General features: G+C 40.0%; 20 protein-coding genes. 9 read left to right on the plus strand and 11 right to left on the minus strand.

What is annotated here, in order from left to right:
* Positions 1-31: 31 nt before the first annotated feature.
* Positions 32-715, plus strand: coding sequence for a hypothetical protein (locus A9970_RS26810; RefSeq protein ID WP_153847289.1), 684 nt, complete (start codon positions 32-34; stop codon positions 713-715).
* An 80-nt stretch (positions 716-795) separates the two neighbouring features.
* A complete protein-coding gene (locus tag A9970_RS26815; RefSeq protein ID WP_153847288.1) occupies positions 796-2490 on the plus strand; it encodes an amino acid permease in 1695 nt (564 codons plus the stop codon).
* An 88-nt stretch (positions 2491-2578) separates the two neighbouring features.
* Here A9970_RS26815 and rlmF read toward each other — a convergent pair whose 3' ends face one another.
* Positions 2579-3490, minus strand: a complete 912-nt coding sequence (rlmF, locus tag A9970_RS26820) for a 23S rRNA (adenine(1618)-N(6))-methyltransferase RlmF (RefSeq protein WP_182984353.1) — start codon at positions 3488-3490, stop codon at positions 2579-2581.
* A 77-nt stretch (positions 3491-3567) separates the two neighbouring features.
* A complete protein-coding gene (locus A9970_RS26825) occupies positions 3568-5514 on the minus strand; it encodes a KUP/HAK/KT family potassium transporter (protein WP_153847286.1) in 1947 nt (648 codons plus the stop codon).
* 259 nt (positions 5515-5773) lie between these two features.
* On the opposite strand from A9970_RS26825, the gene A9970_RS26830 reads away from it, so the two are divergent.
* Entirely contained in the window at positions 5774-6208 is a 435-nt protein-coding gene (locus tag A9970_RS26830; RefSeq protein ID WP_182984354.1) for a T9SS type A sorting domain-containing protein, read from the plus strand.
* Positions 6209-6341: 133 nt separating this feature from the next.
* Here A9970_RS26830 and ispG read toward each other — a convergent pair whose 3' ends face one another.
* Positions 6342-8351 (minus strand): (E)-4-hydroxy-3-methylbut-2-enyl-diphosphate synthase, encoded by a 2010-nt coding sequence (gene ispG / locus A9970_RS26835; RefSeq protein ID WP_182984355.1) that lies wholly within the window; start codon positions 8349-8351, stop codon positions 6342-6344.
* Positions 8352-8396: 45 nt separating this feature from the next.
* On the minus strand, positions 8397-9344 hold the full coding sequence (locus tag A9970_RS26840; RefSeq protein ID WP_182984356.1) for a LiaI-LiaF-like domain-containing protein: 948 nt from the start codon (positions 9342-9344) through the stop codon (positions 8397-8399).
* Between the two features lie 246 nt (positions 9345-9590).
* Between A9970_RS26840 and A9970_RS26845 the strand changes: the two genes are divergently transcribed.
* The 3 genes from A9970_RS26845 to A9970_RS26855 all read left to right on the plus strand — a co-directional run bounded on the left by A9970_RS26845 (position 9591) and on the right by A9970_RS26855 (position 12106).
* Positions 9591-10325 carry an ABC transporter permease gene (locus tag A9970_RS26845; protein WP_046671950.1) on the plus strand — a complete coding sequence of 245 codons (735 nt, stop codon included), beginning with the start codon at positions 9591-9593 and terminating at the stop codon, positions 10323-10325.
* A 9-nt stretch (positions 10326-10334) separates the two neighbouring features.
* A complete protein-coding gene (locus A9970_RS26850) occupies positions 10335-11093 on the plus strand; it encodes an ABC transporter ATP-binding protein (RefSeq protein WP_088162946.1) in 759 nt (252 codons plus the stop codon).
* A gap of 107 nt (positions 11094-11200) precedes the next feature.
* Positions 11201-12106 carry a class I SAM-dependent methyltransferase gene (locus tag A9970_RS26855; protein ID WP_182984357.1) on the plus strand — a complete coding sequence of 302 codons (906 nt, stop codon included), beginning with the start codon at positions 11201-11203 and terminating at the stop codon, positions 12104-12106.
* Between the two features lie 79 nt (positions 12107-12185).
* Here A9970_RS26855 and A9970_RS26860 read toward each other — a convergent pair whose 3' ends face one another.
* The 3 genes from A9970_RS26860 to A9970_RS26870 all read right to left on the minus strand — a co-directional run bounded on the left by A9970_RS26860 (position 12186) and on the right by A9970_RS26870 (position 16781).
* Positions 12186-13964: a hypothetical protein gene (locus A9970_RS26860; RefSeq protein WP_182984358.1), complete on the minus strand. Its 1779-nt coding sequence runs from the start codon at positions 13962-13964 to the stop codon at positions 12186-12188.
* Positions 13965-14047: 83 nt separating this feature from the next.
* Positions 14048-14890 carry a formyltetrahydrofolate deformylase gene (purU, locus tag A9970_RS26865; protein ID WP_153847280.1) on the minus strand — a complete coding sequence of 281 codons (843 nt, stop codon included), beginning with the start codon at positions 14888-14890 and terminating at the stop codon, positions 14048-14050.
* A 37-nt stretch (positions 14891-14927) separates the two neighbouring features.
* The gene (locus A9970_RS26870; RefSeq protein ID WP_120333218.1) at positions 14928-16781 is read right to left on the minus strand and encodes a DNA topoisomerase IV subunit B; all 1854 of its coding nucleotides are present in this window, start codon (positions 16779-16781) and stop codon (positions 14928-14930) included.
* Positions 16782-16948: 167 nt separating this feature from the next.
* Here A9970_RS26870 and A9970_RS26875 point away from each other — a divergent pair, with 167 nt between their 5' ends.
* Entirely contained in the window at positions 16949-18103 is a 1155-nt protein-coding gene (locus tag A9970_RS26875) for an SPFH domain-containing protein (protein ID WP_182984359.1), read from the plus strand.
* Between the two features lie 23 nt (positions 18104-18126).
* Positions 18127-19236 carry a zinc finger domain-containing protein gene (locus tag A9970_RS26880; protein WP_153847278.1) on the plus strand — a complete coding sequence of 370 codons (1110 nt, stop codon included), beginning with the start codon at positions 18127-18129 and terminating at the stop codon, positions 19234-19236.
* Between the two features lie 72 nt (positions 19237-19308).
* Here A9970_RS26880 and A9970_RS26885 read toward each other — a convergent pair whose 3' ends face one another.
* From A9970_RS26885 to A9970_RS26900, 4 genes are all read right to left on the minus strand, one after another.
* Complete coding sequence (locus A9970_RS26885; protein WP_182984360.1) at positions 19309-20304, minus strand: hypothetical protein; 996 nt, start codon at positions 20302-20304, stop codon at positions 19309-19311.
* A 34-nt stretch (positions 20305-20338) separates the two neighbouring features.
* The gene (locus tag A9970_RS26890; protein ID WP_088162938.1) at positions 20339-21448 is read right to left on the minus strand and encodes a hypothetical protein; all 1110 of its coding nucleotides are present in this window, start codon (positions 21446-21448) and stop codon (positions 20339-20341) included.
* A gap of 10 nt (positions 21449-21458) precedes the next feature.
* On the minus strand, positions 21459-22205 hold the full coding sequence (locus A9970_RS26895; protein ID WP_182984361.1) for a hypothetical protein: 747 nt from the start codon (positions 22203-22205) through the stop codon (positions 21459-21461).
* A 237-nt stretch (positions 22206-22442) separates the two neighbouring features.
* Positions 22443-22940, minus strand: coding sequence for a cupin domain-containing protein (locus tag A9970_RS26900; protein WP_046671961.1), 498 nt, complete (start codon positions 22938-22940; stop codon positions 22443-22445).
* Positions 22941-23136: 196 nt separating this feature from the next.
* Between A9970_RS26900 and A9970_RS26905 the strand changes: the two genes are divergently transcribed.
* Positions 23137-25362, plus strand: a complete 2226-nt coding sequence (locus A9970_RS26905) for a helix-turn-helix domain-containing protein (protein ID WP_182984362.1) — start codon at positions 23137-23139, stop codon at positions 25360-25362.
* Positions 25363-25438 lie beyond the last annotated feature (76 nt).

Consider the following 25438-nt stretch of genomic DNA (forward strand, 5'->3'; position numbering starts at 1 on the left):
TCCATATAAAAGCACACGCTAATAAGCTGGTATGAATTTTTTATCACATTTCTATTTTGAGCGGTTTGCAACCAATCCCGAGCGTATTGTGGGTGGATTGTTACCCGATCTATTAAAAAATGCTGATAAATCCTTTATGCTAAAACCACGTCAGTATGAAGATGAGCTTTTGGACAACCCTTTACTCGAGCAATTGTATATAGGTTGGAACCGTCATATCGAGGTAGATCGACTGTTTCACAATTCACCTTATTTTTTTCGTCATACACATCAACTGAAACTAAAAATACAGTCTAGTTTAGCGGGGCTGCCTATCCGGCCCTCCTTTATGGCCCATATCGCGTTGGAGCTATTGCTGGATCATATCCTAACACAAAATAAAGCGGTCTCCATCGATAAATTCTACGCTGCACTAATGCATGTCAATGAAGACGCTGTTCGGAAGTTTTTGAAAATTAATCAACTGAATGATATTCCTAAGTTTGAAAAGTTCTATCATCAGTTCATTGAGTGGGAGTATATTTATGACTATGCACAGGTGGAAAAAATTGCAGGTGCACTTTTTAATATTTGTAAGCGATTGTGGCAATTTGAAGTTTCAGTGGAGCAAAGACAGCTTCTGACAGAACAGCTGATTTCCTATTTATATACGCAGATGACCGATTATCAGGAAATTTACCAGTATATTCAATATGAGCTGGTGGACTTTAATTAGTCTATCAGAAAATACCAATAGTATAAGACCTTGAAAATATTTATTTTCGCATAATTTTAAGTATCAAAAACTAAATTTACATGTCACATAGACTTTTTCGGAAGAAAAGTGTTGATCAGATTCTGCATGACTCTCAAAAAGAGGGTGGAACGGGCCTTGCAAAGGTATTGGGAGTAACAGATCTGGTTTCGTTGGGTATCGCCGCTATTGTAGGGGCCGGAATCTTTAGCACAATTGGATTGGCGAGTTATGAAGGTGGGCCAGCAGTCTCACTTCTCTTCGTTTTTACGGCTTTTGCCTGTGTTTTTACAGCATTGGCCTATGCTCAATTTGCCAGTACAGTTCCTGTTTCAGGATCGGCGTATACGTATGCTTATGTAGCCTTTGGTGAGTTGTTTGCATGGATTATAGGTTGGGCATTGGTCTTAGAGTATGCTGTTTCCAATACGGTTATTGCCATTTCCTGGTCGCAGTATTTTGTTTCGATGTTGGAGGGCTTTGGTCTGCATATACCGGCTTGGTTATCCATGGCACCAGGCTACGCTTATGATGCTGTAGACAAGATGAACCAACATGGCGCGGCTGCCCTTACCGCAATCGACCAACATGGTCTGGATGCTTTTAATAGTGCTCCACGAATTGGAGGTCTACCTATTATTTTCGATTTACCAGCCGGTGTTATTACATTTTTGGTCACTTGGTTGGTTTACATCGGAATCAAAGAGTCCCAGAAAGCCAGTATGGTCATGGTGATGATTAAGGTAGCTATTATCCTGGCTGTAATTTTTGGAGGTATATTTTTCATTAAACCAGAAAATTGGACCCCTTTTGCACCGAATGGTCTCAAAGGCGTACTCGGAAGTGTGGCCGCAGTTTTCTTCGCGTTTATTGGATTCGATTCAATTTCGACGACTGCTGAGGAATGTAAAAATCCGCAGCGCGATCTGCCTAAGGCAATGATCTATTGTTTGTTGATTTGTACTGTACTATATGTTGCCATTACTTTGGTATTGACAGGTATGGTAAACTATACAGAATTAAATGTAAAAGATCCACTTGCTTTTGTTTTTAAATATGTAGGCTTTGACCATATGGCCGGAATTATATCGGTGACTTCTGTGATTGCCATTACCAGTGCCTTGTTGGTGTATCAATTGGCTCAACCAAGAATTTGGATGACGATGAGTCGGGACGGTTTGTTGTGGAAAAAATTCGCGACGATCCACCCAAAATATAAAACACCTTCTTTTGCGACTATTATAACGGGTTTGGTGGTTGCTATCCCTTCGTTATTTTTTAAAATGGACTTCTTTGTGGATCTAACGAGCGTGGGTACCTTTTTTGCCTTCATCCTTGTTTGTGCAGGTGTATTGTATATGGATTATTCGGGCTTATCTGCAAAATCCAAATTTAAAGTTCCTTACATCAACGGTAAATATTTAGTTGGTGCGGGACTACTGATCGCTATTGTGTTCATTTTTATCTATGGGCAAGAGACGATACAAGAGTGGAAATCGCTTTCCATCCTTGAAATTATAGAACATAAAATGTTGGTCATTATATTTTGGTTAACCTGGCTTGGATTGAGTATTTATAGCTTTAAAATGAACTTTTCGCTATTGCCTGTCGTTGGTATCCTGATCAATCTGTATTTGATGACGGAATTGGGGGCAAGTAACTGGATAATATTTGTGATTTGGCTCGTAATTGGATTGGCTGTATATTTTATGTATGGCTATAAACATTCAAAGTTAAATAAACAGGCGCAAGTATAGTATACGAGAAGCGTCGTACAATAATGGATCAAAGAAAAGGAGCTATCTGATAAAAGATAGCTCCTTTTCTTTGAATATCAGGGACGTATTAGAATCTCCATAAAAGGATTCGGCTTACCTTATTGCCTTGTTCCATGCGGATCACCTCGGTCTCTTTTACATTTATTTTCTTTAGTTTGTGTTGTAGAAAGCGAATGTCTTCGCGGTGGGCAACTAATGTTGTGAACCATTTTACTTGATCTTTGTGAAATTGACTTTCAAAGATCATGCGTGACAAGAAAGCTTTTTCACCACCATCACACCACAACTCGCTTCCTTGTCCAGAAAATGCTTGTGTTACAGGTTTTTCGTCTATTTTAGCTTCTTTAATGCCTGTGGTCTTACGGATGGACTGCTGTAAAGCCTCGGTTTGAGAGCTAAAAAATGGGGGATTACAGATCACCACATCATATTTCTCACCTGGCAGAATAATATCTTTGAATATGGCTTTCGGGTTATTTTGTAGACGGATTTGTATGCTCTTTTTTAAGCTCATATTTGTCCGCGTTATCTCGATTGCATTTTTGTATGCGCTCTTGATAATTTCAGATCCTACAAAGCTCCATCCATACTCCTGATGCCCGATGATGGGGTAGATACAATTTGCACCAACACCGATGTCGAGTATATGGATATTTCCACCTTTTGGAATCTCACCATTATTATCCCCTGCAAGCACGTCTGCGATATAATGAATATAATCTGCTCGGCCCGGAATAGGGGGGCAAAGATTCTCTTTGGGAATATCCCAGTGTTGAATGTGGTAATATTTTTTTAGAAGCGCCTTGTTTAACGTTTTAACGGCATCGGGATTGTTAAAATTGATGGATTTTACTTTATAAGCATTTTCTATAACAAAATCTTTGAGCGAAGGTTCGACTTTGCTCAATTCTTCAAAATTGTAGTTATCGAGATGTCTATTTCTAGGGTGTAATTTCTTTTTTGGATTAGCGTCTGCCATGATGTATTATTTGCAACAAAAGTAATGCAATTCTATTGAATAAAAAAGGTGATGCCTGAGCATCACCTTGAGGAGTATTAATCTTTCCGTATGAGATGGACCTCTGAAGTCTGTGGAAAATTGAGTGGAACCCGCTCAATTGTAACAAAGCTGGAATCTAAACCGAAACCTTTTTCTTCGGACAGACTCATTTTTTTGAGGTAACCATAGATGTCCATAATTACCTTTTCTATCCATGTCATTTGGTTGGTTTTGGAGAGTACTTTTTCCAAAACAACAAACTTAAAGTCACCTGGAATATTGTGTTTACGTAAGGTGTCGTATTGACTGGTAATATCAATTTCACCTTTTTTTACCATTTCCTCAACTACTTTTCTGAACAGCAGGCTGATGCGCTGTTCTTCTCTAAAGCCAAGTTTAAAATCAACCCGTATTAACTTACCCGGAATAAGCTGATCGATCGAATATTCTTTTGTATGTGGATGATCCATTACATCAACGTGGACCAGCCAATATACATCCGCACGCTTTGGTTTTTTATTAATAATTGAATAAATAATTTTAGCCTCTATCTCGGATTTGAAATTTGCACTTGTCAGATATACCAAATGTGATGCATATGGGGGAACCGATTTGTCCTCACTCAATTCGGAGATAATTGGGTAGTATTTATTGATATTGATGAAATTAACGAAACGATTTTTAATTTTTCGCGCCGTATACCAGCAATACATTGTTCCAAATAACGCAGTTGCAAGCATAAGGGTTAACCAACCACCATGGGCTATTTTGACACCATTTCCTATTAAGAAAGTTAGTTCAATGACAAAATAAGCGACCAAAAATACCGCAATAAGTACACGGTTGACTTTTTTCATGGCGAGGAAATATCCCATTAGGATCGTGGTCATCAATACCGTTAAGTTGATCGCAAGACCATAGGCTGCATCCATTCGGCTTGATTCTTCAAAAACCCAGATGACGATCATACAGCCGACCCATAAAATTAAATTGATGGATGGTACATACAACTGTCCTTTATGCTCGCTGGGGTAGCGGATAGCGACTTTAGGCCATATATTCAAACGTACTGCTTCCGAAATTAGGGTATAAGATCCGGATATCATGGCTTGGCTGGCGATGACCGCTGCAATCGTCGCGATAGCGATACCGTAACCGATAAACCAATCGGGCATGATTGAATAGAACGGATTTTCACCCCCTAGGACACGTCCTTCCTGTGTTAATAACCAGGCTCCTTGTCCGAAATAATTTAGTATAAGCGTGATTTTTACGTAGATCCAGCTGATGCGGATATTGTTTTTACCACAGTGTCCCATATCCGAATACAATGCTTCAGCTCCGGTAGTACATAGAAATACAGCTCCGATCAATAATAGTGAATGTGGATAGGTAATTAAAATATGGAAAGCATAGTAGGGGTTGATCGCTTTCATCACTTCCGGTGCGAGGTGTAGATGGGATAAACCAATAATACCGATGATAGAGAACCAGATGGTCATTAATGGACCGAAAACCTTTCCTACTACAGATGTTCCAAATCGTTGAATAATAAACAATAAGGAGATAATCGTAACTACAATAGGTACTGTAGGTAATCCTGGGAATTTGAGATCCAAACCTTCAATAGCCGAGGATATTGTGATGGCAGGGGTGATCATTCCGTCTGCTAGTAAGGTCGCCGCACCAATCATCGCTGGAAAAATTAACCAAGGGGCACGCTTGCGTACCAATGAATAAAGGGATAGGATACCACCTTCACCTTTATTGTCCGCCCGGAGTGTGATCCACACATACTTTACTGTTGTCTGGAGGGTCAGTGTCCAAAAAACACAGGATAGTCCGCCCAAGACTAAGTCTTTTTGAATGGCTCCTTGTCCCATGATTGCTTTGAAAACATACAATGGAGAAGTTCCGATATCTCCAAAAACGATTCCTAAACTGATCAATAATCCGGCGAAACTCACCTTATTGATACTGTTGTGATGACTGTTGTCTGCCATTTATCAATTATTTTATTTCAAAATATACTGCAAAAATATACTTTTTGCCTGTACTTTAAGTAGGTACATTTCCTGCGCCAAATTTTAGCATTTACTTTGACATGCGCAAGAGCTGTTAAAATTTGTTAAAAGAAACTTATAATGAATCTATTTGGTGAAAAACTTTTAAACAAAATACTAACTTTGTTGTTGATAATTCAAATAGTTAGCGTTATATTTGATTAAACCGTAACCAGTATTTGAAGTCTAATTTAACACTATGGGGAGAAATCTACTTAAAGCAGCTTGTTTAACACTTTTATCCGCACTGACATTGTGCAGCGGGATGACTCGGGTGTATGCAAAGTCTCCTTATGACCATACTATTTCGCAACATATTTGGGACGGCAGTGAGGCATTCGGGGAAGACAACAACATCAAGGACACAGAGAAACTTATCAATAATGTGAAGGTTTTCTATAATCCGATTGCGGAACAAATAAATCTTTCTTTCAAATTGGCAAAATCGTCGAGTGTCTCTATTAAAGTAATGGATGCATTGGGCAATGAGATTCTCCAATTAATGAATGGCAACCTAGACTCAGGAATTCAAAATCTTTCCTTTGAGCATGGCGGAAAATTAACGACAGGGTTTTATTTTGTACGAGTAGTCGCTGGTTCAGAAACTGTGGTGAAAAGATTTTCTGTTCGATAAAGAGGTCTGTTCGATAAAGAGGTCTGTTCGATAAGAAGGTAAGATATAATGTAAGTTCATTCGTATACATAAAACAGCAAAGGGAATCATTTGATTCCCTTTGCTGTTTTATGTAAAGCTTCATTTGTTCATTCTAGTCTTGTTGTATTTCTTCGATCCACAGTCCATCATCTTGAATGATCTTGATCAATTCGTCTAAGGCATGTGCGGAACTTACATTTTTCTTAACGATCTGCTGACCTCTATATAGTGTCACCTTATCAGGTCCCGCCCCAACATAACCATAGTCAGCGTCCGCCATTTCTCCAGGGCCATTAACGATACAGCCCATGATACCAATTTTTAAGCCTTTTAAGTGATTGGTGCGGCTTCGGATCATCTGCGTCGTTTCTTGGAGATCAAATAAAGTTCTGCCACAACTTGGGCAGGAAATATATTCTGTCTTGGATATTCTGGATCGTGTTGCTTGTAAGATTCCGAAAGAAAGCGAGGCGATGTTCTCCAATGCTGTTGCCGGAGAGTCAATCCAAATTCCGGAACCCAAACCATCGATTAATAATGCTCCTAGATCAGTAGAGGCGTACAGCTGTATTTTTGAAATAGGTTCTTCGGGATTCATAAAATCACCAATGGGTCCTGAGAAATCTTCTTCCAAATAAGAACGTTTGATAATGACAGGATTATCGATACCGATTTCCTGTAGATTTCGAAAGAACTGTCTTTGATCTGCCATACCGTGCAAATAATCGGTTTCTACTATAAATACGACAGTTTTGTCAAGCTGTAAAGATTCAAACAGTGGGGTTAACAAATCTGAATTACAGATTTTGACCATATTCAGGACTTTATCCTTGTTGTCCGACTTTACGAATTCGTCTAAGGTAAAGAGGGGATGAATATTAGTTTGATCGGTAAGTTTTGACCAGGTGTTATAGTTATATACTTGCTTCAGATTTGCCGGCATCGTAAAGGATGGCAAATTGTCTGCGAGATAGACAAAGTCTACAGACTGCTCACCCATGTGGTATTTATCTAATAGGATATCATAGCGATAGCCAACTTTGGAAAGGATCTGAGCGTCTTTCAGATTTTCCTTAGAAATGTCGACCACAATTCGTGGTACCAAAGAGCCTCCGATAAAGGTATTTACTTCTTGGCTGGCATAAGGAATATGTGGTGTCTCCGGAGAAAGCTGAACAATCTCCTGTTTGGGCTGGCTCGCGATGTTTGCCTTTCTTTTACTATATCTATTGACAAGTGCTATAGCGACTGGAGCTTCCCGTTCAGGCTCTTCGGTTAACGATACACGTACAGTATCACCCAGTCCATCTTCCAAAAGTGTTCCGATACCAACGGCAGATTTTACACGACCATCTTCACCGTCTCCAGCTTCGGTTACACCGAGATGTAGGGGATAGTTCATGTTTTCGGAAACCATTTTTTCGACCAGCAATCGGTAGGCTTTGACCATGACCTGTGGGTTGGATGATTTCATTGAGATACAGAGATTGTAGAAACTCAGATCTTCACACATCCGGATAAACTCCATGGCAGATTCGACCATCCCTTCGGGGGTGTCGCCGTAATGACTCATGATCCTGTCCGACAGTGAGCCGTGGTTGGTACCAATACGCATGGCGGTACCATTTTCTTTGCAGATATTTACGAGCGGAGTGAATTTTTGATAGATGCGCTCTAACTCACGCTTGTATTCAGCATCGGTATAAGATAGCTGATCAAACTTTTTCTTGTCTGCATAGTTACCAGGATTGACTCTTACTTTCTCGACGATACGAGCGGCAACCTCGGCAGCATTTGGTGTAAAATGAATATCAGCAACTAAAGGGACCTTATAGCCTCTTTTGCGAAGTTCACTTTTTATGTTAGCTAAATTTTGTGCTTCTTTAATACTAGGAGCGGTAATACGAACGTATTCGCAGCCCGCCTCAACCATTCGAATGGTCTGCTCAACCGAGCCCATCGTATCCATTGTATCTACTGTAGTCATACTTTGAATACGAATGGGATTATCGCCACCCATGGGAATATCACCGATCTGAATTTCCCTCGTTTTCCATCTCGAATAATCTACCTTGGAATTGCAATAGATTCCAGGTAATGTCAACATATTACTTGTGTCCATATCTAACACAAAGTTAGCTTTTCTTGGCTAAAAATTGGCTGTCAATTAATATCTTCTAATTTTTATTGACGCGATGCCACCGTTGATGTCGAAATCGAATTTTTGAGCGGCCGAATCGTAATTCGTCGATTTTACCTCGCCTTCGCTTTTTAGAAAATCGCCCTCATAATCTGTTGAGGATAATGCATTGTCGCTTGTAATGCGGCAGGCGGCATTTTTTGGGATGGAGATCTCAATAGAGGAGGCTCCGGCATCCATCGAAATTTTAGTTGTTGCTAGGGGCTGTCCTAATTTTAGCTTTAGGCTAGTCGCTCCAGCATCAATATCCAATGTTTCTATCTTGTAGGGTGAAAGATCCAACTTGGCATCAATTGCACCTACATCAAAATTCAGATTCCATAGGATGTTGGGGTTTAAAGCGATGAACGTATTGTTGTTTTTGCTGTTAAAATCCTTGTTTTTGAATTTTCCCTTTAAGTTGATATCTAATTTGTCTGCGGACTCTCCATGTAAAGTTACGCCCAGTAAATATTCTTTTGATGTGTTAAATGCCGAGAAGATTTCTGTCGTAGTGCTACTATCATTTCTCAATGAAGTGGCCCCCAAATCGAGGTTTAAGGTAGCGCTATGGATTTTATCGTCCAACGGTACATTGAGTTTTTCTGTTGTATAATTTGTTTTGTCGTTAGGGTCGTCGATATTGATGTTGACACCTTTGCTTTTCAATAATTGTGTTAAAATCGGCTCTTTTGGTGTCGACAGCCCTATGTAAGTCAAAAAACCTAAAATCACTACGGTAGAACCAATGGCGACAAACTGTCCAATCTGTTGGTCTTTGGGTACCAGCATACGAATTCCAGCAAGGACAATAAACAGCGGCCAGTATCTAAAAATACCTACCCAGTTGAAAGAAATCGTGTTGAGCTGTGATAATAATAAGACAACTCCTATAAAGAGAATGGTAATACCAGTTGTTATTCTTCGTGTATTCATAACTAATTCCGTTTGTTAATATGTCTCAAAAGTAAGTCGCTTTGAGAGATACCGTATGAATGTTTAGGCTATTATACATAAAAAATCGGTAAATGTGACTAATTGATCGGTAAGTAATTTCGTTTTTCGTATACTTTTTGGGTTTTTGCTTGTTTATATATTTGCTGGAATTAATTACCTTTAATGGATTGCTTGGTTTAGTATAACCATAAAATTGGCGTAATACATTGAAATTAAATAGATAATATGATCTTTCATCACATTGGTGCATATCTCATACTCCTGAAATCAGTTTTTAAAAGACCGGAGAAAGGTCGAATTTATTGGAAGGAAACCGTATTGGCAATGACCGATATTGGTATAGGATCTTTGGGGCTTATCGTCATTATTTCCACCTTCATTGGAGCTGTTATGACCATGCAAATTGCCTTTCAGATGGTTTCCGACTTGATCCCAAATTCTATTATAGGTTCGATCAACCGGGATTCAAATATTTTGGAATTGGGACCAACGATCTCGGGACTAGTCTTAATGGGAAAAATTGGGTCTTCTATATCTTCACAAATCGGATCCATGCGTGTTACAGAGCAAATTGATGCCTTGGAAATTATGGGGATCAATGCCCCTGGTTATTTGATATTACCCAAAATATTGGCGGGTATTACCATGATTCCGATGTTGGTTATTATTTCCATCGTATGCGCCTTAGTGGGCGGTCTGTTGGGCGGGTCACTTTCGGGTGCTGTGACACAGGCGGATTATATTTTAGGAATTCAAGATGGCTTCAACGGTTTCACGGTGACAGTTGCCCTTGTTAAAGCTGTTGTGTTTGGGTTTATTATTACCTCGATATCAGCTTATAAAGGGTATAATGTAAAGGGAGGAGCTTTGGAAGTTGGTCAAGCTAGCACAGAAGCAGTTGTAGTTGGCTGTATAACTATTCTTGCAGCGGATTATGTGATAACCGCATTAATGCTTTAAAAAGATTTTATGATTCAAATCGAAGATATTAACAAGTCATTTGGAGACAATCACGTTCTGAAGGGTATCAGTGCAAATTTCGAACCTGGAAGAGTGAGTTTGATTATCGGAGGGTCGGGTTCCGGAAAGAGTACTTTATTGAAATGTATTGTGGGCCTGCATCAACCGGAAAAAGGAAAAGTGATTTTTGATGGCAAGGATTTTACTCGGATGAATTTTGAAGAGCGCGTTCCTATTCGAAAAGAAATAGGCATGCTTTTTCAAAATTCAGCGCTGTTTGATTCGATGACGGTCGAACAAAATATCATGTTTTCGTTGGACATGTTTACGGATATGTCGAAAGCGGAGAAATTGGATCGGGCAAATCATTGTCTGGAACAGGTTAATCTGGAGGGAAGAAATAAATTGTTCCCTGCGGAGCTTTCGGGGGGGATGAAGAAGCGGGTTGGAATTGCACGCGCAATTAGTATGAACCCCAAATACCTTTTTTGTGATGAACCCAATTCGGGATTAGATCCGGAGACTTCGATTGTTATTGATGAATTGGTGCTAAAAATTACACAAGAATTGAAATGTACAACAGTCGTTGTTACACATGATATGAATTCTGTGATGGGAATCGGTGAGTATATTTTGTTTCTCTATAAGGGACAAAAATTCTGGGAAGGTTCCAATAAGGATATGATGCGATCGGATGTGGAAGAATTGAATAATTTTGTTTTTGCAAGCCCATTAATGAAAAGTGCTAAGGCTTCTATGGGGCAATAACACGTGAGAAGAAGGCTTTATTGCGCTTAATTTTATGTGTTTGATCGGCGTTAGCATCGTGCAGATTTCTTTTATATTGAAATTTAGCTTAGTTTTGTCGGAAAATTTTGATTTTGGCAGCAACAAATATACAACTATTGACCCCACAGCATTGGAAGGACTATGAACTCATTGATTGTGGTGATTTTGAAAAACTGGAACGTTTTGGTGATTTAGTTTTAATCAGACCAGAACCTCAGGCTGTATGGCCTAAGGCATTGGGTGATGCAGAGTGGAACAAACGTTATCATATCAAATTCAAAGGTCGTTCGGCTACTTCTGGAGAATGGTTGAAGAAAAATCCAAAGGTCCAAGACCGTTGGCACATCGAATATAAAAATGAGGATGTGGCCATCAAATTTAGATTGGGCTTGACATCTTTTAAACACGTCGGGATTTTTCCGGAACAGGCTGTAAATTGGGACTATATTTCGGAATCTGTTCGCTCATTTAAGACGGAGAAACCGAAGGTTCTAAATCTTTTTGCATACACTGGTGGAGCATCTTTAATAGCAAAGGCTGCAGGTGCGGATACAACTCACGTCGATTCGATTAAACAGGTTGTTACCTGGGCTAATGAAAATATGGAAATTTCCAATTTGGATAACATTCGTTGGGTGGTTGAAGATGCTTTGAAGTTTGTAAAGCGTGAGCTGAAAAGAGGCAATACGTATAATGGGATTATTTTGGACCCACCGGCATACGGACATGGGCCGAAGGGAGAGAAATGGAAATTGGAAGATCACATTATGGAAATGATGACTGAGGTCGTTCAACTATTGGATCCTAAAGAACATTTCTTGATTTTGAATACGTATTCATTAGGGTTTTCTTCTGTTATTGTTGAAAATTTAATTAAGACGGCTTTTCCAAAAGTGGAAAACTTGGAAATAGGCGAGTTGTTTTTACAAGCAACTGCAGGACCAAAACTTCCACTTGGCGTATTTGGTAAATTCCGCAAAATAACGAAGTAAGACTTGTCAAAAGATTCCTGATAATAACACGGGGCGCTTGTTTAAGCGCCCCGTGTTTGTTTAAAGTTATATTAGGGAGTTACATATGGATGTCTTTTAAACGTAGTGAGGCCATTTCAAGCTGTCTAGGTATCGCTGTGCTGATGTTGTGTGGAATAAGTGATAAGTGCTGGGTAAGTTCGTTGTAATAAGCTATTCCAGCTTGTAATTGTGCTTTGAATTTGGCTACATATTTTATTTTTTTATCGTTCATGATATTTTTATTGTCTGTGACATATTTTTGAATATGATCGATATAAAGGTTGAGTTCGTTGATCATAACAAAAGGTCTGTTTTCATTTTCAAAAACTGATATACGGCCATAGATGTGATCGATCATTTCCCGCAAGGAATATTGTTTTTTGAACCAGACAAGATTTGGACCTGGGCAGATGGATACAGCGGTCTGTTCTTTGCTCTTCTGGATATTGTACTTGAGATAGGCGGGTGCTGCGAGCCCTTCACAAAGACAGGTTTTCTCTGTAATGGCGTCAAAGGCTTTATCGTATTCCGCAACGGACAGGTTTTGTTTTTGTAGTTCCTGGATCTTTTGATGTTGATATACGCGTGATGCGGTGCAGATCGGTTTATCACTAAACTCTGTGTTCGAAATAAGGTATTCTTTTTTACAAGGGCTACCGGGGCGCCCTTTTTTTATACGTTCCAATCGTAGGTGCTCCGCGCCACTTTGTCTGAAATTGTTAAAGGGAATTCCCAAGGGAGATGCTCCGCTACAGTAGAAGTCTTCTTGCTTGGCAGTTTCCAATGCTTTTAAGGTTTCTTGATCTACCGTGGTTGCTTCGGGAACCATCAGGAATGGGGAGCCCCATCCTACGGCATCGAATCCATAGTAGTCTAACAAGAACTGATGTTCTGAAGCAGTTCCCACACCTCCTTGAACTGTATATTTGATGATGGGGGGAGTTGTTAATGAGCGCTCTTGAGAAGTCCAATATTCGTGGTATATCTCGAAAAGTTCGGTTTTCAAACTTTCTTTTTTCTCTTTAAACTCTTGAAGGATTGGCCCTAGAAGAAAACCATCGGTTGCGAAAGCATGACCACCACAGTTCAAACCGGATTCTATTCTGAATTCAGACACCCATACACCGCGCTTAGCGAGATATTTTGCCTGGATGAGCGCCGATCGAAAGTCACTTACTTTCAAAACGATCTTTTTGTCAAATAGGCCTTCACTATTGGGGAAGAAACCCGGTAATTCAGCGAGGTAAGCATATAGGTGTGGATTCATCCCTGCGGAAAGAATAAGAGAGGAATGCAGTGTTGAATTTGCAAAACCACGTAAGGCTGCTGAAGCATCAGAATAACGCTGATCCAATAGGTTACTATCCTGGTAATTCATTTTATCTACTTTAGACATAATGTTAACATCGATGTCTCCCGCTTTGAGGTAATTGATCAATAGATCTTGCAGCTCGGTTTTAATCGCGCGATTGCTTTCAATTTCCATCGCATGATAAATTGGTTTTGAAGGGTGTGAATCGGGTAGAAGCTGAAAATATTTGGTAAGTTCGGAATTTTCGGTAAAGGGTTGACGCTTTAAGGCCTCGATTTGTCTATTGACCACAAACTGTACAAGATTGAGATAGGCCGTAATTCTTTTTGCTCGGTAATCGTCTTCTGTTTTAGCGATCGGATGATAGGAGATTTGATACTGTCCGCAGTAATAGCGGCGCATGCGCTCGATTAGTTCATCGTCAACAATAGACATTACGGAGGAGATGCCGTATTGTGCGACCTTAAGTGCGGAGTCGATGGAGAAAGCTAAGCCTAATACGGGGATATGAAAAGTATGCGTCATTCTTAAATATTTCTTTTACGAAATAATGGAGAATAACGCTGAAAAAAAGTAATGATTGTTTTATCGGGAAATGATTGTAATCACTATTCGAATACAATTGTCTTGTAATCGTTGCGCATCACACGATCTTCGCTAAGCAGACGAATTGCTCGGCTCAAAACAGCCTTTTCTATTTCTTTTCCGGCAGTTACCATATCTTTTACAGTATAGGTGTGGTTGACATGTCGTATATCCTGTACGATGATGGGACCTTCATCGAGCTGGTCGGTCACGAAATGCGCTGTGGCGCCTATGATCTTAACGCCTCTTGCATGGGCCTGCTTGTACGGATTGGCACCAATAAAAGCGGGGAGAAATGAATGGTGTATGTTGACCAGTTTATTTTCAAAGGTACTGACAAACTGAGAAGACAAGATCCGCATGAACTTCGCCAAAATAATATAATCGAAATTATAGTTTTGGATTTGTGCGATCAGTTGTTTTTCGAATGTTTCCTTTGTCAGGTTTTCATGTGAGATACAATGAAATGGAATATCAAACTTTTCCGTAAAGGAGCGTAGTGATTCATAATTACCAATTACGGCCTGCACTTCTGCTCCCCATGTTTCGAAGTGTTGTCGTACCAGGATATCGGCAAGGCAATGATGCTCTTTGGTCACGAGGACGACGATTTTTTTACGATTATTGGGGTTTATCTGTATTTGAGCGGATGGAGGAAGTACTTCGGCAAGGGAATCGGAAAGCTGTTTCTGCTCAGGCACGAGGCCATTACACACCACACGCACGAAAAATTTGTTGGCTTCTTCATCCACATATTCACGCATGGTGACAATATTGAGTTGAAATTTTGCTAGCGTATTTGAAATGTTGGCGACCAATCCAACGGCATCTTGACATTGGATCAGAATTAAGGTTTGGTTGTGCATGAAAGGTGGTTGTAGGTTGCTAAAAAAGCGGGTTATTTTAACCCGCTTTTTTTGTTAGTTCTTCTTCAAGGTCAACTTCAACACGTAGATTTTCGACAATATGCTTTTGTCGGTCTGGTGTGTTTTTGCCCATGTAATATTCTAATAACTGTTGAATTTTATTGTCTTTGGACAAGATAACCGGGTCAAGACGGATATCTTTTCCGATAAATAATCCAAATTCGGAAGGTGATATTTCACCTAAACCTTTGAATCGAGTAATTTCAGGTTTAGCGCCTAATTTTGCGATTGCTTTTTGTCGTTCTTCATCGGAATAGCAATAGATCGTTTCCTTTTTGTTGCGGACACGGAAAAGTGGTGTCTGTAAGATGGAAACGTGGCCAGCTTTGACAAGGTCTGGGAAAAACTGCAAGAAAAATGTCAATAACAACAGACGGATGTGCATTCCATCGACGTCGGCATCGGTAGCGATTACGATATTGTTGTAGCGTAATCCATCGAGACCGTCTTCAATATTAAGTGCATGTTGTAAGAGGTTAAATTCTTCGTTTTCATAAACAATCTTTTTGGACATACCGTAGGAGTTTAACGGCTTTCCTTTTAAACTGAAAACTGCCTGAGTCTGCACATCCCGCGATTTAGTAATTGAACCAGACGCAGAATCCCCTTCAGTGATAAACAAAGTTGTTTCTTGGTTACGTTCATTTTTATCGCTGAAGTGCACTTTACAGTCACGTAGTTTACGATTGTGCAAAGAGGCTTTCTTCGCTCTTTCGTTGGCGAGTTTTTTGATTCCGGCGATATCCTTACGTTCACGTTCAGATTGTAGAATACGTTTTTGAAGAGCATCTGCCGTAGCCGGATTTTTATGCAGGTAATCATCCAATGCTTTTTTGATAAAGTCACTAATGAACCCTCTTACTGTAGGACCTTCTGGACCGACACTCTGCGAGCCTAATTTAGTCTTGGTTTGAGACTCAAAAACAGGTTCTTGTACTTTGATAGCGATAGCACCAATGATCGAGGAACGAATATCCGATGCGTCAAATTCTTTTTTGTAGAACTCGCGAATTGTTTTGACAAGTGCTTCACGGAAGGCTGCCTGGTGTGTTCCACCTTGCGTGGTATGCTGACCGTTGACAAAAGAATAGTATTCTTCTCCGTACTGTTGACCATGTGTCATGGCAATTTCAATATCTTCACCACGGAGGTGAATGATCGGGTAGCGCATGGACTCGGCATCGATATTCCGTTCCAATAGATCTTTTAGACCATGCTCGGAAATAAATTTCTGATTATTGAAATTAATGGTAAGACCAGAATTTAAGAAGACATAATTCCAGATCATGTTTTCTACAAATTCAAGTCTATATTTATAATTTCGGAAAATCGAATCGTCCGGATAAAATGTCACTGCTGTCCCATTTCGTTGCGTGGTATCTTTTTGTTCATCGTTGATTAATTCTCCGTTAGAGAATTGGGCGATGCGCGTTATATTTTGACGATATGACTGTACGGTAAACTGACTGGACAAAGCATTTACGGCTTTTGTACCGACACCATTTAAACCAACTGACTTTTGGAAAGCCTTACTATCATATTTACCACCTGTATTGATTTTAGAAACAACATCAACCACAGAACCAATTGGAATACCACGTCCATAATCGCGTACGGAAACTTTATTTTCGTTTACCGTGATATCAATAATTTTACCAGCGCCCATAACAAACTCATCAATCGAGTTGTCAACGACCTCTTTCAATAAAACATAGATACCATCATCATAGGCCGAACCGTCCCCCAATTTTCCAATGTACATTCCCGGACGAAGGCGAATATGCTCTTTCCAATCCAGGGACCTAATGCTGTCTTCGTTATATGTACTCATAAATTAATGTTGAACTTAGCTAACAAAAGTAAAAAAAATAAACTACGATAAGTAGTTTAAAAGGCTAAATTTTTTAGATATCGATAGTTTGCGTGCTGCTGGAGAAAATTGCTGGTTTGCTGGGAAATGTTTACATTTAGTGTAAGTAATTGTAACGAGAATAATTTATGGGATTATTTGATAAAATCAGGAATGAGTTTGTCGACATTATCGAATGGGTCGATAATAGCACAGATACGATTGTGTGGAAGTTTCCACGGTATCAGAATGAAATAAAAATGGGTGCGCAGTTGACTGTGCGGGAAGGACAGGCTGCGGTATTTTTGAATGAAGGTGTGGTTGCGGATGTCTTTCAGCCCGGTCGCTATGAATTGACAACACAGAATATGCCGATCATGACAACCATCAGAGGCTGGAAATACGGGTTCAATAGTCCATTCAAAGCCGATGTCTATTTTGTCAACCTTCGACAATTTGTCAATCAGAAATGGGGAACCAAAAATCCGATTATGCTGCGGGATCCTGAATTTGGACCAATTCGACTTCGGGCTTTCGGTAATTTCTCTTTTCAGGTGAAGGACGTTACTGTTTTTATGAAACAGCTGGTTGCGACGACGCCTGTATTTACAGTTGAAGATATCACAGAGCAGCTTCGAAATATTGCAGTATCGCGTGGGATGGATGCTATTGCTGAGTCGAAGATACCAGCCTTGGATCTTGCATCTAACTATGATGAAGTTTCGGCCTTGATACAACAAAAAATTGGGGTTGATTTTGATGAGTTGGGTTTGAGCTTAACGAAATTCTTAATCGAAAATATTTCATTCCCAGAAGAGGTGGAAAAAGCCCTTGATAAGCGAAGCAGTATGGGGGTCGTTGGTAATCTAGGGGCATATGCCCAATTTCAAGCAGCTAATTCCATGGAGAAAGCTGCTGAGAATCCCAATAGTGGGGGGATCGTAGGTGCTGGATTTGGCGCCGGACTGGGGGCGGGAATGGTTGGTCAAATGGGTAATGTATTTCAGCAAAACAGCTTTGATGGGAATAATCCTACTGGTACGGGATCTGCTGCTGTGGCTTCGTCTGCCGGGGCAGTTGGACCGCCTCCATTGCCAAAAACGGCAGCTTATTACCTGGCCATTAAAGGTAAGCAGGAAGGGCCATTTGATCCGGAACAGCTACGCGGTCTAGTAAAAGAGGGGACGATGACACTTGCCACCTTGGTTTGGAAAGAGGGACTTGAAAACTGGATTGAGGCTGAAAAGGTAGGCGAATTAAAGGATCTGTTTTCGCAGAACCCGCCACCGATACCAGGAGTTTAGGATAAAGCGCACGACCGAGTTTTATGAGTTTTGAAGAAAAAACCTCCGAAATAGAGCAGGGGTTAAAATGCCAGGGCTGTGGTGCTATCTTGACTTATCAGCCTGGTACTTCCTATTTAGAATGTTCTTATTGTGGAACTAGAAATGAAATAGCGGACCCGATAGCGGAAAATGGCCATATTGAATCAACAGATTATAAAGTCTTTGGACAAGCAATGGAAGGAGTCGCCGATGAGCGCTATAGCTATTTGGCTGAAGTTGTGCATTGCAGTAACTGTGGTGCAAACTCGCGCTTGAATCCTCATGTTACAGCAGATTTATGTGCTTTTTGTGCTTCACCTTTGGTAATTGACCATCAGCAAAAGCGTATTGTGAAGCCACATGGTCTTGTTCCCTTTTCCGTTGATTACAAAAATGCTTTTGGGCTATTGACACAATGGGCCGGTAAGATATGGTTCGCTCCGAATGACTTTAAGCGAATTTTTAATTCAAGAAATGATCGTTTAAAAGGCGTGTATATACCATTTTGGTCCTATGATGCAGATGTACATTCTGATTACGTCGGGTCACGTGGAGAGTATTATTATGTGACGCGTACAAGACGCAATTCGGATGGTGAGACGGAAGAATACGAAGAAAGACGAACAAATTGGTATCCAGCTTCAGGTAGTATCTATAGTCAATTTAAGGATATTGTCATTTCGGGATCAACATCTCTTCCCGAAAAGTTCTCTGATAAAATCGGACCTTGGAATTTGGGCTATCTAAAACCTTTCAATGAGCAATATTTAAGTGGCTTTATCGCTGAAACTTTTAGTGTGGATCATGTAAAAGCGGCGGAAACTGCCCGGACTGTTATGGATCGGGAAATCGAACGTCAGGTTGAGAATGACATCGGTGGTGATACGCAGGATATTGATTCCATTGATAGCGATTTTAAATCCATTAAATTGAAGTATATTCTTTTGCCTGTGTGGTTATCTGCTTATCAGTACAAAGGAAAGAGTTATCAGATCATGGTCAATGCATTTAACGGTAAAGTTTATGGACAAAGACCTTATAGCTTTTGGAAAATAGCTTTTTTGGTGTTGGCAATCATTATTATTTTGTATCTATTGAGTTTTATGGGATAACAAAAAAGGTTATAAAAAAAGCGCTGTTCTCAATAAAAGAGAACAGCGCTTTTTTTATGTTAATCGTCTTGACTATTTGTTTAATGAAAGTAGGAATCCGATCGTGAAATTGGCATCCCAATCAAATACGAAGGTGTCGCAATTGGTTGCATCTTTAATTGCTTTATAGATGTTGACACCGCTCTTTGTTTTTACTTTATCTGTTTTGTAAGATGCTGGATCGTTCAAAACCGTAAAACGCTCTTCACCTTGGCGTGTCTGCGATGCTAATTCAAAAGGAACCCCGCCTATAATAAAACAAACTTCTCTTTTATTTGCTGGAATTTTTTCGCCTAATTTTTTTACTTCTGTATAGACCGCATCATCTTTGAGGTCTTTTTCATAATATTTCGCACCAGGTGCTTCTACCGATTTTGTGTCACCGTCGATCCAGGAGATTTTGGTGTTACCGGAGCCAATATCAACAACAAATGAATTGTCTTCGTAAGCTTTCGGAAGAACCGATTTTAACGCTAATTTTCCTTCCTGCTCTGCTGTAACCAGGTTGACCACAAAGCCCATTTTTCTAAGTTCAGCACTGATAACTGAAGTTTTAGGTTCTTTTTGAGCTCCGGAGCTAATAACGAAATGTATGTTTTTGGATTTGACTCCTTTGTCGAGCATCATGCCTATATAATCTTTTAATCCTTTACGGATGTCTTCCGTATTTGCCAATCCTTCATATGCAAATGACTTTCCAAAGTCTTTGGAAATGATCTCCCAGCGATTTTCTTTGTCCATATTGACGACAAAGGAATTGAAACCCGAAGCGCCCACTTCAACGACACCCTTGTATTCGCCGTCGACTGGTTTTTCGGGTTGATAGTTGAATGAACGAGTCGTTTCTGAGCCTGATGAAGGTGCGACCGCATGACCATTATTGCTTGTTGAATCTGTTGTTTGGACTGTCGAATTAGCATCAAATTTGCCCGATTGAATGGCCCAATAACCGATTGCGAGAATAGGTAAGGCGATGATAATTGCTTTGATTGGCCATCTTAATCTTGCCCATGTTGATTTTTCTTCCATAATGTTCGTATAATAAGTTTGATTTTAGTTAATATTAATCGAGTAATGTAAATCCTTTATCTACTTTTTCTTCGGGTTTGAGTTCATAGCTAGCATCTGCCATTTGCGTTACGTTTAATACATTTAGATTACGTTCGTCAACTTTGCGGATAAACTCTTCCAGTTCACCTTGAGTAGGCGTGCCACCCACGGTGATGTTGTTGTTTTGATCCAAGAAATCAAGATTCGATCGGATAGAGGCAATATTTTGACTGATGGCACCTGTTGCTGCATTCATGGCCTCTTGAAATGCCCAGCCATCTTTAATATTGAACACATCGGCTAGGCCATCGGTGGCATTTTTCATCTTTTGAGTGGCTTCTAGCTTCTTGGAAATAATGGAAATGCTGCTATCCAAGGTGCTGACATAGATACGCGCTGCGCTTTCATTATCTTTTAGGACTTCCAATACTTTTGCAAATTGATTGGCATATTGGACATAACTGCGCGCATTTTGCTCTTCAGATTCACCTTCTTTTCCCAATAGAAATGCTTTGGTACGTGTTTCTTTGGCATCTCTTGCATAAGCATTTGCCTTCTCTGCATTATTTTTGCTCGTTTCCTCCTTTGATTTCTCGTCGAGATTAGCCGCTTCAGCGGTGAAACGTTTCGCATAGGTGTACTTCTCTTCGGCTGTTTTTTGAGCAGTTTCACCGCTTTGAATCATGTCGATGCGGACACCGTCTACATTGCTGATTTTTTCCTTCACACGTTTCAGGGTGTCTTTTGCATCTCTTGATAACAGTTGTAAGGTTTCGATAGGGTTATTTCTAATGATGGATTTTTCACCTTTAAAAAGTAGGACGGTTCCCAATCGGTGCAATAGCGCAATGATCTTTGGAGCTAGTAATAATAAGGTAATCAGGATTATACTGAATATCACAAAAAGTATACTTTTTCCGGCATATTCCAACATAATCGGTAAGTACTTGAAAAAAGCAAAGGCTCCACCAAGTAAAAGTGCCCAAAAGAAGATCGACGAAGCTGTCTTCTTCGCTTCTGGTGATTTTAATTGTGCAGGCAAATGATCGCCCAGTACTTGAAATATCGGAAGTTGCGTCTTTATCTCAGCGGGAATATTAACATACTGATCTTTTCTTTCCATTGATTTATTTTTATGTTATTGATTGATTAATCATCCGCAATGCAATATTGATTTCGGTTACCACTTCATCAACGGCGGCGTTGCCGATGTTTATTTTTTGTTCGATATCTTTAATTCTTGGTTCGTACTTTTCATTAATTTGTTCCAAAGCGACTTGTTTTTTCTGTAGATCATCTTGCAATTTGGCGATATTCTCCGTTATTGTTTTGATTTCGGTGTTCAGATTTGCAATCTCCATGGTTCGGTCCTGTTCAGTCTTTTTCTTTTCAGCCTGTTTTTGTTCCGATTCTTTGGCAATGGTTTCTTTCAATTTATTAGCATAATTTGTGCCAGTTGCTACCAGTTTATCCTTCGTTAACGAACTGTCTACAAATTTCAGTGAAGTATAGGCTGCTTTTAATGTGTTTTCCTCTACTTTTCCCATTGCAGCAGCAGCGTTCCACACTTCGAAAAAATCTACACCTTGCTCGTTGAGTTTTTCAAGAATGGCATAGACCTTTAATTTCATTTCTTTGAGATCGGTTGTTCCATCATTGGCTGTTATAGGGATTGGGGGCGGTGTCTTTCCAGTTGGAGCCTGAGCCGTGGGCGATGAATATGCCGGTGGTACATGGGGTCTTTCAGGAGCAGCATTAGTGCTCGGAGTCGGGGGGGCTTGTACCGGTGGAGTTTGCTGCGGCTGATCGTCCTCAAAAATTAATTTCTTTAGACTGTTTAATATACTGGATCCTCTTTTAGTATCGTCGTTGCTCATCATGTCATAGTTGATTATATCTCTACTAAAATAATAAAAATTAATATTCTCTTCTAATGAATTGCACTATGGAATACCCGAAATGGACATGGGGGTGATAGGAGCTTGAATAAAAGCGATGAAATGCAAAGTAGGGGGAGTGAATTGGCCTCTATGGCACTTTATGTTTAGGGTAAAAACAAAGATTCCCAATTGTTGATTGGGAATCTTTGTTTTGGCGGTAACGGTCCTGTGGGACTATTATCTGCCAAAATCATCTTGTACGCGAACAATATCGTCTTCATCAGAAGGGTTGTTGGCATCTGTGTGCTGCCAGATCTCGGCTAGAATACCGAAGCCATCCAATCCAATTAAACGGTGACGTTGTCCTTGGCGCAATCTAATCGTTTCGCCTTCTTTCAATGTTGAAACAACCGATTCTTCATCTGTGTCAGAAACCATAACGCCTACGTTACCTTGGATAACACGCCAGATTTCGGCACGACGGTGGTGATATTGCCATGAAAGTCTTTTCTCTGGTGCAACAATTAAAATTTTTGGACTTAATTTCCCTGAGATTCTTAACTCTTGTACATCCATTCCGCCGAAGTATTCATCGGCAAATTCTTGTGCTTGGGATTCGTCAATAACGAAAAATCCTCCCCAAGGGCGTGCAGCATCTGATTTATCAATACGAAAACCTTTGGATGTCAGCATTTCCTGTACTTTCTCAAACAATGCGATTTTATCTATAGCCATATTAAAAATTCTAAAAATTTGTTATTCGTTAATTCAGTTGCTAAATATAAAAAAAATCCATTAATATTTTAAGTTAACCGTTTTAGCTTTATCTAAATACGTTATAATGGAGCGATTTTAGGTGTCTTAAGCTATAATGTGTCGCGTGAAGTTAAAAATGAAATTGCTAATTTTGTGATCAATCTAATTTCAGGATATGTCAAACTTTCAAGTCGATCGAGAAAATACTGCATTTATGCAGGCTGTTGCTTTTGTTAACCAAACGAACCAGAACGTATTTATTACGGGAAAGGCGGGTACAGGAAAAACGACGTTCTTGAAGTATATCCGTGAGCATAGCTACAAGAAGATGGCTATTACGGCTCCTACGGGCGTCGCGGCGATGAATGCGGGCGGGACCACTTTACATTCTTTATTTTGGCTTCCTTTTGGAACCTTTATAGAAGATTATGAATTACGTTGGGACGAGCAGGATAGTCATATTTACAATAAATCACGTTTATTCAGTACGATTAAATTGACCAAGCAGCGCAGGGCTATCTTGCAGGAACTTGAGCTATTGGTGATTGATGAGGTTTCAATGGTCCGTGCAGATACATTGGATGCGATTAATGTGATTCTGCAATCTGTTCGTCGCGATATGCGGCCTTTTGGTGGGTTGCAGGTTCTGTTTATCGGGGATTTGTATCAGTTGCCACCAGTTGTGAAAGACGCCGAATGGAATGTTTTACGGGATCATTATTCTTCTGTTTTCTTCTTTAACGCTAAAATTTTAAGAGATAATCCCTTGGTGATGTTAGAGCTTAATAAAATCTATCGCCAGCAAGATGAGGGTTTTATTTCCATTTTGAATGCCATACGAAACAATCAGTGTACAAGTGACATGCTCACGACCTTAAATGGTTACTATGAAAAAGACTTCGTTCCAAGCGAAGCTGAGCAGTATATTACATTGACCTCCCATAATCGAAATGCTGATGAAATAAACGGAGCCAAGTTGGCGTCATTATCGGGTAAAATGTTAAATCTTAAGGCAGTTGTAAAGGACGATTTCGCGCAGGGTTCCTATCCTGCTGAAGAAACGTTGTCTTTAAAAATAGGGGCACAGGTGATGTTTATTCGAAACGATTCGGGAGATGAACGTAAATATTACAACGGAAAGATCGGTACGGTAAAGGACATCGATACTGTGCAGGGCACAGTAACGGTTACATTTCCTGATGGGTCGGAATCTGTAACGGTAAAAAGGGAGACCTGGGAAAATATTCGGTATAATTACGATAAGGGGCAAGATCAGATTAAGGAGGAGATATTGGGTACATTTTCGCAATTTCCACTTCGACTGGCTTGGGCTATCACCATTCATAAAAGCCAGGGCTTAACTTTCCAAAAAGCAATCATCGACGCGGGGACCTCTTTTGCCGCGGGACAGGTATACGTTGCATTGAGCCGTTTAACGAGTTTGGATGGACTTGTATTAAAATCGATCATCCCTTCTTATGCCATCCGTACAGATTACCAAGTTGTTGAATTTGCGCAGCGTACTCAGGGTCAGGATGATATCAATGAAATTCTAGAGCAATGCCAACGGAATTATCTTGGCCAGATTTTAATGCACGGTTTCCGTTGGGACGGTCTATTGGCCGAGACTTCTGAGTTACTGAAATCACTTGAGGAGCGTAATATTGATGGAAAGGAACAAGCATTACTATTTTTTCAACATTTGGTCAAGCACCTTCAGACCCAAGAGAAAGTTGCACATAAGTTTATTGTTGTACTGTATGATTTGTTGCGGGATAAAAACGCGATCGATTATGACGTAATCTGTGAGCGTTCTACTGCTGCGGTCAATTGGTTTTTACCGAAAATGGATGTAGATCTGATTGAGGCTTTAACCAAACATATCGAAGAGTACCAGATACGAAAACGTACGAAGAAATATATTGACGAGTTAAAAGCACTATTGCTTGATTACAAGCGAAAACGCGAGCAGTTGCAACATTGTCTGCTTATTGCTGAAACGCTTTCAAAACGGGAAGATTTTCAAACAGCGATGCTCGATGTTGCTGCCAGTGTGAAGACCAAAGAAAAAGATGAATTGGCTGCGCAAAGTGCAGATGAAGAAGGACCTAAGAAGTTGGATACAAAGGAGATTTCCTTAGAAATGTTTAAGGATGGGATGAGTATTCCTGATATAGCGGTTAAGCGTGGGATGGTTGCGGGTACGATATATGGGCATTTAATTAATTTTGTTGGTACGGAAGTGGAAGCAATAGAGTTGATCGAACAGGAGAAGTTGGATCGTATTCTTGGTGTTATTCGTGCAAATCCGGATAAGTCTTCTTCGGAACTTAAAATGCTTTTGGGGGCAGATATTGATTATCCGGATATTAAAATTGGACAAAAAGTTTTGGGATTGTAGGCAATAAAAATTTATAGCGTATATTTGTAACAAATTGTGTGATATAGTTTGTTGAAAGCTCATTGATAACCTTAAG

It is taken from the genome of Sphingobacterium sp. UME9 (assembly GCF_014170215.1).
In the GTDB taxonomy this organism is placed as follows: domain Bacteria; phylum Bacteroidota; class Bacteroidia; order Sphingobacteriales; family Sphingobacteriaceae; genus Sphingobacterium; species Sphingobacterium paramultivorum.